Raw genomic sequence first — 12839 nt, 5'->3', positions numbered from 1 at the left:
ATATCAGGAAAATGGAGGGATAAATAATGAAAGAAGTTCAAGAAGATAAACATAGCGATTATGTCTTACGGTATCTTGTGAGACTTGCGGATAATGGGGCAGAAATGAATATTATGTTAAATGTCGGAGGCGCCACCATGAAAGGAGTGTTAATAGGGAATGTCACCTATTTACAAGAACTTGAGCATACACTGCATCGAGGTAACAGCGATTTAGAAGGGAAAATGACGACTTTTTTTGATAAAATGAAGGACAAATTTCAAAAAGAAACGGATCAAGATGAATATGAAAGTGGCTATATTCATTTAAGAGGTGCAAAATTAGTGGATTCCCAAGGAAAAATACCAATCGGCGGAAGTTTGTGGAGAGGAAAAATTTCTGACGTAAATGGGTTCAGCTTTGATTCCATTCAAGAATCCATTGATGCAGATGCACCAAAAGATTAAGAAAAGCGCAAGCGCCCTGGATAATGGAAGTTCGGCTAAGAACGTCACGTCTCGTGACAACGCCGAACTGACCTGCGTCCCGCAGGCCCGCGGCAAGTTTTGCGACGTGACGGTTTCATTATCCGCGCTAATACTCGCGATCGGCGGACGGATTCATTCCGTTATCTTGATTAAAAAAGGAATAATGAAGGGCTGCGTGGACATCTATTCCGCTATTAACGGTTTCCTTGGGTAGATTGCTAAGTTTTTTGGCTAATGGAAGAATAGATGTCCGATACTTGATCAAAAATAAGGAAAACTGGTCGAATAGCGGATTCAATGTCCGACCAGCTTCTCTACTCTTCGTTTCTGCTAGCGAAAAATCGCCGTGCCCCATACAAACTACTGCTTCATTTCTCATTCGCTGCACCATTCACTTCTGTAATTTCTTAGACATCCAATCATAAGAGTATTTTCCACTGACTTCGTGAACTCCGTCAAAAATATGACTATCCAACTGGTTCCCTGCATGTTCGTTTTCGTAAATTTCCGTTAAACGGAGAAGTGCTGATTCCGTTCCTTTCACAGGAAAAGTTGAATCCCTGCTTCCTGATTCAATAAAGAGCGGGCGTGGCGCAATTAATCCAATATAATCTGGAAGTTCCGCTACTTCTATGGCACCTGGAACATAATTATCAATACAGTGGTTTCTTGTTAATATGCTCTGTTTGTAAGTATTTGTAAACCCGCAAAGAACAGTAGCTCGAATACGTTCATCTAGAGCTGCCGTATGAGCAGCAATTAGTCCTCCCCCGGAAAATCCCATTACTCCAAGTCTCGTTTTACAAACATCCGAAAAAGTGTCTATTGTATCAAGGACACGTCTTGCTTCAAACACACGCAACCCGGCCAACGTTTTTCCTGCCATTAATAAATGATACGCCATCCTATAACAAGAAGAAGCATTTTCGTTTTCTATGTCTTCGGTCAAGCGTCTGTCACCAAATCCAATCACTTCTGGCGCAAACACTTTCATTCCTCGTTTAACGAGTTGTACCGCAAAATGTTGATGAATTCCGATAGCTGTATTATCTTCTTCCCCCGTGTCAGTCAATCCGACAATTTCTCTGCTCCCGTATCCATGACCATGCAGTGCCAATACCGCCGGATGCTCATTCCGGTCGTTTTTGGGTGTTAATACATATACAGGGGCAGACAGGTCAGCCGTAAAATGAAAAAGCCAACGTTCACGATGAAAGGATGAGAACTCCTTCGTTTCCATTAAAGTAGGGGTTTTTTCGACCAAAGTCTGGTCATCAAAACACCCAAGCATCGTTTTTAATTTGCTTCTTATCTCGATTTTGTCTTTCACATGGCTGGAAACAGCAGATTCATATAATTTTTGAAAAAAAACATCTATGGAACTCATTATAATTGCTCCTGTAAAAGCTCATAAAGAACGTTTGCACCTTCAAAAAATTGTTCGGGACTATCGTTTAAATATCGGGTAGTTTCTGTCGCCATCAAATGACTCATATGCTTCCTCCATCCCACTTCACCTTGTCTTTTGTCTAAAAGTACGAATCTTTATTTTTATTTTATTTGAAACCCCCTCTTCTTTCTTCTTATTTTCGGAACCATTCTCATATTATGCTACTATGTAACGTTTAAAAAAATAATTGGACATTTTAAAAGGAAGATTCCAATAAAATGCCCACAAAAGCTATACCACTATTCATGCTTATATTATTGCTGAAGCATCCGTTCTAATGCAGTCCACGCATCTCGTTTCGTTTGAGTTTCTACTTTAATAACATGGTGAGGATCCGGCGTCATAATACTTTCAAGTGACCACAACAAATGGGGTAAATCGATGCGATTCATCGTTAGACACGGACACATATTAGAATTCAATGAAAATACTGTCTTGTCTGTTTCCACTTGTGTCAGTCGATTCACGAGATTCATCTCCGTTCCAACCGCCCACTTACTTCCTGATGGTGCTTTGTGAATCGTATTAATGATTTTATTTGTTGATCCTGCATCATCCGCCGCTTGCACAACGTCAAATGTGCACTCTGGATGTACGATAATGTTAGCATCTGGATGCTCTCGGCGAGTGCTACGGACGTTTTCCATCGTAAACTTTTCATGAACCGAACAATGACCCTTCCATAGAATCATCCGCAGCTTAGCAGGGTCACCATCATATTCGAGCACCTGCTGAATCGGATCCCATACTGCCATTTCTTCTAATCGTATTCCCATGTCAAAAGCTGTATTCCGTCCAAGATGCTGATCCGGCAAAAATAGAATCCGTTCTTTTTGTGAAAAAGCCCACTCCAACATTTTTTTCGCGTTAGATGACGTTAACGTTGCACCTTCGTGACTTCCACAAAATGCTTTAATTGCTGCTGTACTATTAACATAAGTCAATGGTGTTATCGTGTCACCAAGATCAGCCTGCAGCTTCTCCCAAGCTTTTTCTAGTTGGTTAATATTCGCCATATCTGCCATCGAACAGCCTGCTCTTAAATCAGGCAGAAGCACCGTCTGATTTTCTTCTGATAAAATATCCGCCGTCTCTGCCATAAAGTGAACGCCGCAAAACACGATAAATTCCGCTTCCTTGTTAGCAGCTCCTGTTTTAGCCAACTGGAGAGAGTCTCCTGTTTCATCAGCGAATTGAATGACCTCATCTTTCTGATAATAATGACCGGGCATAAATAAACGCGAACCTAACTCCTTTTTTATATTCCATATTCTGTTTTCCATTTCTTGTTCGGTCATTGTTTTAATATAATCGGGCAGTACAGGTACCTGAAAACTTTCCAATACACTCATATGCTAACCTCCTTATCTCCTTTGAACCATTTTTTCCCCAAAGACTCATGTTGTAGAAACTAAAAAACTTATATCAAGCGCCGAAACGGAGTGTGTCAATGCACCGACCGACAAATAGTCTACCCCGCACCCGTGGTAATCCCCAATATTCTCTAAACCTATATTGCCGGACACTTCCGTCACGATCATATCCGGCACCAGCGGTACAAATTTTTTCACCTGGCCCGGCTTGGCATTATCAAACATAATTACATCCGCACGAGCCTCCACTGCTTCCAATACTTCCGCTTCCGTCGTTGTCTCCACTTCGATCTTCACCATATGACCTGCGCGTTGTCGTACCGATTCCACCGCTTCCGCGATGCCACCTGCAGCCGTAATGTGGTTATCCTTGATCATCGCCGCGTCGTCCAAACCAAACCGGTGATTCCAGCCGCCCCCAAGGCGTACTGCATATTTATCAAACAGGCGCAGCCCCGGCATCGTCTTTCTCGTATCACACACCCGAATCGAGGAATCACCCAACGCTGACACCACACGTCTGGTCATCGTCGCAATCCCGCACATCCGCTGTACTAGATTCAATAACACCCGCTCTCCACTCAGCAAAATAGACGTGCGGCCTTTTACTGTCACCAATGCATCGCCCTTTTTAACCCATTCACCATCCTTCACATGAACCGTCACCTCAACTGCCTCATCCAGTACTTTCCATCCTTCTGTAAACACAACGGATCCACAAAAAACTCCTTCTTCTTTAGAAAATACAGTGCCCTCTGATAGGTCATACGGCGAAAATATAGCATCGGTTGTTACATCGTGTGTCCCTATATCCTCTTTATAAAAAGCAAGGATTTTCTCTCTAACTAATAGCTGGTTCATGCCCACTCCCCCTCTCTTGATTTAGTCTGATTACGGGCTCGGTTTTTTCGTTCTCCCAACAAACGGCATAACGCACCCATTCTGGTTCTTCATCCGAATAATCAGTGCGAATATGCGCTCCTCTTGACTCTGTACGAACTAGCGCCCCATTTGTTATCAGCCATGCTGTTGTCATCATATTTTTCAGTGTCATATCTTTTTTTATTAAAACGGAAGAGCCTTTTGAAAAAATAAAATGATTATATGACTTCAGCCACTCCCGCATTTTCAAAAGATTTGTTTCCTCTTTTACAACCCCAACCCACTGATCCATATTTTCTTGCAACGATCGAATCTCAGGGGAGTTTCCTATATCACACGCTTCTTCCTGCTCCTCCCAAAGTGTCACTTGTTCCTGCCATGGTAAATGCTGTGCTAGCAACAAAGCTCCGGCCGCTGCTTCCAAGAGAGAATTACTTGCTAGACGATTAGCACCGTGCATACCTGTACAAGCTGCCTCACCTATGGCGTAAACTCCATTTTTATTCGTCCGTCCCCATTCATTTGTTTCAATACCACCCATCATAAAATGAGCCCCTGGCCGCACCGGAAGAAACCCTTTGGTTACATCTATCCCGTGAGCAAGAGCATTATCTGCAACCGTCGGAAATTTCTTCGTAAATTCAGATACTTTTTGGGTAGAAAGGTAGATTTCTTTTCCTGCTTGCAAGTGTTCAAATACTGTATTAGAGACAACAGAACGCGGAGCCAAATCTTCCAAAGGATGTCTATTTTTCATAATCGCGTTCCCGGCTTCATCTACAAGAATTCCACCTTCCCCTCGTACTGCTTCTGATACTAATCCCGCGCCTCTTCCATTTGAAAAAAGCATCGTAGGGTGAAACTGCATAAATTCCATATCCTTCAATCTCACTCCGGCCCGAAAAGCCATTGCCATCCCATCACTTGTCGCTTCTTCGGCATTAGATGTGACTGGATACAGCTGACCACAGCCGCCACTTGCAATAACTGTTGCCCCAGCATAAATTTTGCATAGTTGGTTTTCCTTATTTTTTCCCATGACTCCAATGCAACGATCTTTTGCCATCAACAAATCGTACGCCATAAAGTGTTCCAGTACTTGAATGTTGTCTGCGACATGCTTCTTTAATTGTTTCATCATATAAAAACCCGTAGCATCGCCGCCTGCGTGAAAAATCCGGCGGCGACTGTGCGCCCCTTCTTTAGCAAGCTGAAAAACTCCCTTATCATCACGGTCAAATGGAGTATTCCAGTCAAAAAACGCACTCATGACAGGAGCAGCCTGTTCTATTAACTTTTTTGCCACTTGTTCATTGTTGTGTCCATAACCTGCTGCTAGTGTATCTTGTATATGATCATAGAAACTGTCGTTTGCAGAAATTGCTGCTGCAATACCGCCTTGTGCTTTTTCCGAATTCCCAGCACCAATCGATGTCTTTGTCACCATTGTTACTTTCCTTGTTTGCGACAACTGTAAAGCAGCCATCAACCCCGCCATACCGCTTCCAATTATAACTACATCTGTCGTCATCCTCAGATTCTCCATGCTGCAACCCCTCATTCCCGTTTCAATCGAACCTTTGTTGGACTCTTCTTCCCCTTTTCTCTCTCTATCTGTCTCGTTTCGAACTTTTAGATTCACCATGTTGTAATCTTATACATAACATTACATGTGTCTTGACACTTATATTTACATATAATTATACTAAACACAACAGTTTTTGTGAAATTTTGAACAATCGAAAAGAGGGGAACCTATGATTTATTTAGATTATTGTGCAACAACGCCTATGAGCGCAAAAGCGCTGGACACTTATACAAAAACGGCCCAGTTTTTTTACGGAAACGAACAAAGTCTGCATGATGACGGAGAAGCAGCTTCGCAATTGTTACAACATTGCCGGGAAAAACTAACGACAATCATTCATGGCGAATCGGAAGGTATATATTTTACAAGCGGCGGATCTGACAGCAATATCACGGCTTTGCTGAGTTTGGCATATGGTAATGAGGATTACGGAAAACATATTATCACTTCCCCCCTTGAACATCCTTCTGTCTATCAAGCATTGGACCGATTAAAGCAGGAAGGTTTTTCTGTCAGTGAAGTAAAGGTGAAATCGAACGGGGAAGTCTGTCTTGATTCGCTACAACAGCTGTTGCGAGACGATACCATACTCGTTTCCATTACTCATGCGAGCAGTGAAACAGGAGTCATTCAGCCGCTTAAAGATATAGGACGTATTCTGGAGGGGAAAAATGTAGTTTTTCATAGCGATACAGTGCAGACGTTTGCGAAAATTCCAATCGATATCACCTCGTACCAACTAGACGCGATCTCGATTTCTGCGCATAAATTGAACGGTCCGAAAAACTGTGGAGCCTGTTACATTGCACCCGGAACAAATTGGAAAGGCTTATACTCAGGTGTTACACATCAACAGGGGTGGAAACCGGGCACTATAGATATCCCAGGCGTAACCGCGTTTACAGAAGCGGCTTTAGCTTTTCACGAACATCACGCGGAAACAGCGGCTAATTGGAAAGGGATGCAGCAATGGATGTTGACAAATCTCTCCGATGACGTATTTTCTCTATTTGGTGATATCGATAATCGCCTGCCTCATCACTTAGCCCTACGTGCAAAGGGGAAAGAAGGACAATGGATAATGCTCGAGTGTAACCGCAACGGCATTGCTATTTCCTCAGGCAGTGCATGTAAATCCAGTGATTCCAGCCCACCAAAGAGTCTGGTTGCAATGGGGCACACTGCAGAAGCTGCCCACGGGCTATTCCGCATCAGCTTCGGCAAAGACACAACCTACCGGGAATTGGAGAAAACAGTCGAAGTGCTCCACCGCATTACCGCTTGAAACATCGATAATCCGCCTTCATAATCCCCCTGATCATAATTTCCAAATAAAAAAAGAACGCATAAAGATTGTTATACAAGTTCCACTCATCCCTAATCGGGAAAAGGAAGGGATAAATAGTCCCCATGATCTTGGATTTTATAAATTTCCTCATCCATAATTACTGAAAAATATGCTTATTTAGAGTAAACTGGTAGGTAGATGTAACTTATTTTCGAGAATAAAGAGAGGGATAATCGATGGAATATGATTTAACAATTCAACAAACACCAACAAGAAAAGAAAAACCAGATTACAACGATTTAAGTTTTGGCAAACACTTTACTGATCATATGTTTGTGATGGATTACAATGAAGAAAACGGTTGGTTTGATGCAAGAATCATTCCGTATGAACCTCTTCTTATGGATCCGTCCTCCCTCGTCTTTCACTACGGCCAGGCTGTTTTTGAAGGAATGAAGGCTTACAACTCAAACGATGAGGTGCTCTTGTTTCGACCGGAGAAAAACTTCAATCGATTAAATATTTCAAATGAACGAATGAACATCCCAGCAATTGATCCAGACTTTTTAGTAGAATCTTTAAAGAAATTGATACATATCGACCGGGATTGGATTCCGACAAGTGAAGGCCAGTCGCTATACATCCGCCCATTTATTATCGCAACCGAACCCGCATTAAGTGTGAAACCTTCTGCAAACTACAAGTTAATGATTATTCTATCGCCGGTTGGAGCGTATTACTCCAACTCAGATCAAATGAGCCCGGTAAGTATCTACGTGGAAGACGAGTATGTACGCTCGGTTAAAGGCGGTGTCGGTTTCACAAAGACAGCCGGAAACTATGCCGCTAGTCTGAAAGCACAAACAAAAGCAAGTGAACTTGGATATGATCAAGTGCTTTGGCTTGATGCGATAGAGAAAAAATATATCGAAGAAGTCGGCAGTATGAATATCTTTTTCAAAGTCAACGGAGAAATCATTACACCTGCTTTGAATGGCAGTATTTTAGATGGAATTACGCGCGATTCTGTCATTGAGTTGTTACGATATTGGGGATATAATGTTCAAGAACGGCGAGTTTCAATGGATGAAATCGAGCAAGCTTATCGGGACGGGACTCTTGAAGAAGTATTTGGCACCGGTACGGCAGCTGTCATTTCTCCAGTTGGTACCTTGCAGTGGAAAGACGAAAAGCTTGTCGTCAATCATAATGAAACCGGAGACCTGTCTCTTGCCCTTTACGAAACCATTTCCGGTATTCAAACAGGCGAAAAAGAAGACAACCTTGGCTGGACCGTCCCCTTAGAAATGAAACAATCCTAGGATGAAAAACGATATAATGGTAAGATAGTTGTGATTGTTTCCAATCGTTTCATCTGATTCCTATTACTGTAAATTTATAAGAAAGGAGGGGTCCCATGTCAACGCAACCTCAGAAAAACTCTGGTCTCGCTGCAGTATTAAGCGCGATCTGGTGTGGACTTGGTCAAATTTACAATGGCCAAATCGGTAAAGGGATTACATTTATGGTCATCCAATTTATCAATTCGCTCTTATTTTTTGTATTTATTGGCTTTATTACATATCCAATCTTTTGGATTTACGGCATGATTAATGCTTACAAACAAGCAGAAAGACACAACGAAAGTCAGAAGATGTAACCGTTTTTCTATAAACATCATTTTGTTTGATTACAATAATGGTTTATGAACCAAAATAAAGAATCCGATGTCCTCTTCACCTAAAGCTGGACATCGGATTCTTGTTTTATTCAAAACATTATTTTTTCGTTCAATAAATTTGGCGGACGTTTGTCAGAAAGTACTGCATCAAGGTTTTCCGCCGCCAACAGTGACATTTCGTCTTCCGTTGCTCCTGTAGCAGAGCCGATATGAGGAAGGGTAACCACTTGATTCATGTTCAGTAAAGGATGGTTTGAAGACACGGGTTCTTCCTGAAAAACATCCAAGCCGGCGCTACGGATTTCTCCATTTTGGAGCGCCTCGACCAGTGCTGTTTCATCTACAGTGTCTCCTCTAGAACCATTGATGAAAATAGCACTTTTTTTCATCCGGGCAAATTGTTCATGTCCCATTAAACGTCTTGTTTCCGGGGTTAAAGGTGTCATTAAGCAGACAAAGTCGGATTCTGCCAACAAGTCATTTAACTCACGATATTCAGCAGCATATTCAGCTTCAAGCTCAGGCTTACGGGAACGATTATGATATAAAATTTCCATATCAAATCCAAAATGACCCCGTTTTGCTATCGCCTCTCCAATTCGTCCCATACCAATAATTCCTAGTTTTCGGTGATGAACATCGTAGCCGAATTTAGATTCAGGAAGCCCTGCGGTCCAATCGCCCTGCTTTACATAGCGGTCCAATTCCGGTATTCTTCTCGCTGTCGCAAGAAGCAGTCCGAAAATGGCGTCTGCTGTCGTATCATTCAAGACACCAGGTGTGTTCGTCCCCGCTATCCCTCGTTTTGTCATTTCATCCAGGTTGAGGTTGTCATAACCGACAGAAACATTGCTAATTACTTTAAGATGCGGCGCGTGATTTAAAAAAGTTTCATCAACTTGAATCCCAAGGCCAATAATACCTTCTGCCTCCCTCAGCGCCTGTTTGAACGTTTCATCTGTAAGATCTTCCTCACCTGAAAAATACTGAAGATCATATGCCTTACGCAGTTTTTCTTGTGCTTTCTCCCTCACTCGTCCATAAGCAATCACTTTTTTCTTCATAAGAAACTCCCATCCTTGTTCCTTTTCTTGTCTATTCTTCTAGCAGTTCTAACGCTTTTTCTGCCCCGACAACCGGCTGGTGACAGGCAAAATTCCGACATACATACACCGTCGTTTTCCCATCTATTTTGTGATGCAAAGCGGCAAACGGTGCCGCTTCCGCTAATTTATCAGGAGTAGAGTGGATAAGATACGTTATTTCCGGGTAAAATTGCTGCTGCAACTGTTGGGTTATTCGTTGTGCATCCTCTTCTGCTTCATTTGTTAAAACAATCACTTCCTTCATATCACTAAAAAGCAGTAAATAGCTTTGGATAAAGTGCATATGACCGTGCGGATATTGTTTTAACTCGCGTGCAAACGCGTCTTGCGCTTTTCTTGTTTTTTCTTCGTATTGTAAGTCTCCTGTAAAACGCGATAGACGCAATAATTGTATCGCAGCAACACTATTCCCCGAAGGCATGGCACCATCAAATGACTCTTTTGGACGAGCTAACAGCTGCTCTCCATCTTTTCCGTAAAAGAAAAACCCACCGTTCTCATCATCCCAAAACAGCTCTATCATCTGATCTGCGTAAACCTTTGCTTTTTCCAAATATGATACATCAAGGCTGCTTTCGTATAATTCAAGCGTCGCCCACAGTACATTTGCATAATCCTCGATAAACCCTTTGTGCTTCACATCCCCTTCACGGTAACGTACCATCAGGCGACCGTCTTGAACGAGATCAGATTCGATGAACGAAAACGCACGAGTTGCCTCTTCCAAATAATCCGGCACCTCAAACACACGAGCCGCCTTTGCAAGGGCTGCTACCATCAGTGCATTCCAGGACGTCAACACTTTATCGTCTTTGTGAGGATGAATGCGCTCTTCCCGATGTTCAAACAACAACTCTTTTGCTTGTTCCAAACGATCTTTCACTTGTACCGGGTCGAGTTCACGACTTACCGCAAATTGTTCGGGAGATTGGCGGATGAGATTTGGAATATTTTTTCCTTCAAAATTACCTTCTTCGGTAATATCGTACATTTCACAAAACAAGGAGCCATTTTCTTCTCCCAGAATCTCTTTTATTTCCTCAGGGTCCCAAATATAAAACTTTCCTTCTACTCCTTCTGAATCCGCATCTTCCCCCGAATAAAAACCGCCTTTTTCGTCCTGCATGTCACGTAAAATATACGTAAACACTTCTTCCGCTGTTTGGCGGTATTGATTATAACCAGTCACCTGATACGCTTCCGTGTAAGCCATCGCAAGCAACGCATTATCATACAGCATTTTTTCAAAGTGAGGGACCAGCCATTTTTCATCCACCGAATATCTCGAAAACCCGTATCCAATATGATCATATATACCGCCGGCCGCCATCCCGTCAAGAGTTTTCAACGCCATCTGCAACGCTGTTTCATTGCCCGAATATCTATAATACCGAAAAAGGAACATTAAGACATGCGGCTGCGGAAACTTTGGGGCATTGCCAAAACCACCGTGTGTAATATGAAACGTCTGCCGCATATAATCGAAGCCTTTTTGCAGTACTTCTTCGGATAGTTCTGTTTCCCCTTCTACGGTTTGCGGTTGAATAACATTTTCCATTTGATCACTGACTTCTTTTATTTTCTCAGGGTCTTCTATATATTTATCATACAATTGTGTGACAACATCCATCATGCCCGGCATTCCACGCATGCTTTGTTTTGGAAAATACGTCCCGGCATAAAATGGCTTTTGTTCCGGAGTGACGAACACATTCAACGGCCATCCACCGTGCCCTGTCATCGCCTGACAAGCAAGCATATAGATGGAATCAATATCAGGGCGCTCTTCACGGTCCACTTTAACCGCTACAAACCGCTCGTTCAAAAGCCTTGCCACTTCTTCATCTTCAAAACTTTCCCTTTCCATGACATGACACCAATGACAAGTGCTATACCCTATACTCACCATAACTGGTTTGTTTTCTCTTTTGGCTTTTTCAAACGCTTCTTCGCCCCACGGATACCAATCCACCGGGTTGTGAGCGTGTTGCAGTAAATAAGGTGATTTTTCATGAATTAAACGGTTTGCCATGCGAACACCTTCCTTTTTATAAATAGCTCTTTTCAAAGTGTACCCGATTTGAAATAAAGAAAAAACAGAACCCGTCCATCGGATTTTTTTCGGATAGGGATAGTGAAATGAATTGCTAAGATTAGTATAGGTAACATTCTTTATTGCTTAACCGCTCCAGCAACACCTTCAATAAAGTACCGCTGCATTAAAATAAACACTATAATGACCGGAAGCAGAGAAATGGTAGCTCCAGCAGCCATTCCAGACCAATCAGTTGAATGAGTCCCGACAAAATTTTGCATCCCTACGGCTAGTGTTCTTAGTTCTGGTTTAGAAATGGTGAGCACTGTTGGAATTAAGAATGAACTCCACGTCCAAATAAATTGCATAATAACGGTTGTCGCGACAATCGGTTTTGCCATCGGAAGCATCACCCTATAAAAGGTCCGGACAAATCCACACCCATCCATAATCGCTGCTTCTTCTAATTCTTTTGGCATTGTAGCAAAATACGAAGTAAATAATAGGATGAATAGGGTATGGGCCCCGGAAGCTTCTGCTATAATGACCCCAAATAAAGAATTCGTAAGACCCAATTGCTCTACCAGTTGGTATAATGGAATGATAGTATATCCTTTAGGAATAAACATCACGCCAACTACAAATATAATAACAGCTCTTCTTCCGGGGAAGTTAACTCGTCCTAGTGCATAACCAGTTAACGCTGATAAAACAACAACGATCAATACCGTAGCAAGAGTCATAATAACAGTATTCATAAAATAGCCGCTGAAATGGGCGTCCACCCATGCTCTTGTATAATTATCCCAATGAAAAGTTTCTGGAAAAGGACTAGTCGACAGAATAAATTCATTATTAGACTTTAAGGAAGCTAATATCATCCAAATAAAAGGATATATCCAAATGAAACCAGCGACTAGTAATAAAGCATGAATGAGATATTTTACCGTTTTACTTGAAATAATCACT

Annotated in this window: 12 protein-coding genes; 4 read left to right on the top strand and 8 right to left on the bottom strand. The window is 42.2% G+C overall.

Annotation, left to right across the window (positions count from 1 at the left end):
* Window positions 1-26 precede the first annotated feature (26 nt).
* Window positions 27-446: a GvpU-like protein gene (locus J2S78_RS02135; protein ID WP_306895778.1), complete on the top strand. Its 420-nt coding sequence runs from the start codon at window positions 27-29 to the stop codon at window positions 444-446.
* A gap of 127 nt (window positions 447-573) precedes the next feature.
* Here the strand turns inward: J2S78_RS02135 and J2S78_RS02130 are convergent, their stop codons facing one another.
* The 5 genes from J2S78_RS02130 to nadB form a co-directional block, all read right to left on the bottom strand.
* Window positions 574-846 (bottom strand): hypothetical protein, encoded by a 273-nt coding sequence (locus J2S78_RS02130; protein ID WP_306895777.1) that lies wholly within the window; start codon window positions 844-846, stop codon window positions 574-576.
* Window positions 847-858: 12 nt separating this feature from the next.
* On the bottom strand, window positions 859-1854 hold the full coding sequence (locus tag J2S78_RS02125) for a dienelactone hydrolase family protein (RefSeq protein WP_306895774.1): 996 nt from the start codon (window positions 1852-1854) through the stop codon (window positions 859-861).
* A gap of 317 nt (window positions 1855-2171) precedes the next feature.
* Window positions 2172-3269: a quinolinate synthase NadA gene (gene nadA / locus J2S78_RS02120; RefSeq protein ID WP_306895772.1), complete on the bottom strand. Its 1098-nt coding sequence runs from the start codon at window positions 3267-3269 to the stop codon at window positions 2172-2174.
* Window positions 3270-3314: 45 nt separating this feature from the next.
* Window positions 3315-4151 carry a carboxylating nicotinate-nucleotide diphosphorylase gene (gene nadC, locus J2S78_RS02115; RefSeq protein WP_306895770.1) on the bottom strand — a complete coding sequence of 279 codons (837 nt, stop codon included), beginning with the start codon at window positions 4149-4151 and terminating at the stop codon, window positions 3315-3317.
* On the bottom strand, window positions 4132-5817 hold the full coding sequence (gene nadB / locus J2S78_RS02110) for an L-aspartate oxidase (protein WP_306895768.1): 1686 nt from the start codon (window positions 5815-5817) through the stop codon (window positions 4132-4134). The genes nadC and nadB overlap by 20 nt, the downstream gene beginning before the upstream one ends.
* Window positions 5818-5929: 112 nt before the next feature.
* On the opposite strand from nadB, the gene J2S78_RS02105 reads away from it, so the two are divergent.
* From J2S78_RS02105 to J2S78_RS02095, 3 genes are all read left to right on the top strand, one after another.
* Window positions 5930-7045, top strand: a complete 1116-nt coding sequence (locus J2S78_RS02105) for an IscS subfamily cysteine desulfurase (protein WP_306895766.1) — start codon at window positions 5930-5932, stop codon at window positions 7043-7045.
* Between the two features lie 239 nt (window positions 7046-7284).
* Window positions 7285-8370 (top strand): branched-chain amino acid aminotransferase, encoded by a 1086-nt coding sequence (locus tag J2S78_RS02100; protein WP_306895764.1) that lies wholly within the window; start codon window positions 7285-7287, stop codon window positions 8368-8370.
* 95 nt (window positions 8371-8465) lie between these two features.
* Window positions 8466-8708: a hypothetical protein gene (locus J2S78_RS02095; RefSeq protein ID WP_306895762.1), complete on the top strand. Its 243-nt coding sequence runs from the start codon at window positions 8466-8468 to the stop codon at window positions 8706-8708.
* A gap of 110 nt (window positions 8709-8818) precedes the next feature.
* Here J2S78_RS02095 and J2S78_RS02090 read toward each other — a convergent pair whose 3' ends face one another.
* The 3 genes from J2S78_RS02090 to J2S78_RS02080 all read right to left on the bottom strand — a co-directional run bounded on the left by J2S78_RS02090 (window position 8819) and on the right by J2S78_RS02080 (window position 12838).
* The gene (locus J2S78_RS02090) at window positions 8819-9793 is read right to left on the bottom strand and encodes a 2-hydroxyacid dehydrogenase (protein WP_306895759.1); all 975 of its coding nucleotides are present in this window, start codon (window positions 9791-9793) and stop codon (window positions 8819-8821) included.
* Window positions 9794-9824: 31 nt separating this feature from the next.
* On the bottom strand, window positions 9825-11867 hold the full coding sequence (locus J2S78_RS02085; RefSeq protein ID WP_306895757.1) for a thioredoxin domain-containing protein: 2043 nt from the start codon (window positions 11865-11867) through the stop codon (window positions 9825-9827).
* A 140-nt stretch (window positions 11868-12007) separates the two neighbouring features.
* Complete coding sequence (locus J2S78_RS02080) at window positions 12008-12838, bottom strand: carbohydrate ABC transporter permease (RefSeq protein WP_306895755.1); 831 nt, start codon at window positions 12836-12838, stop codon at window positions 12008-12010.
* Window position 12839: the final 1 nt, after the last annotated feature.

It is taken from the genome of Salibacterium salarium (assembly GCF_030813635.1).
GTDB classification, from domain to species: Bacteria; Bacillota; Bacilli; order Bacillales; family Marinococcaceae; genus Salibacterium; species Salibacterium salarium.
Note: the sequence above shows the minus strand (reverse complement) of the source record. Positions and strands in the feature narration are given on the sequence as shown.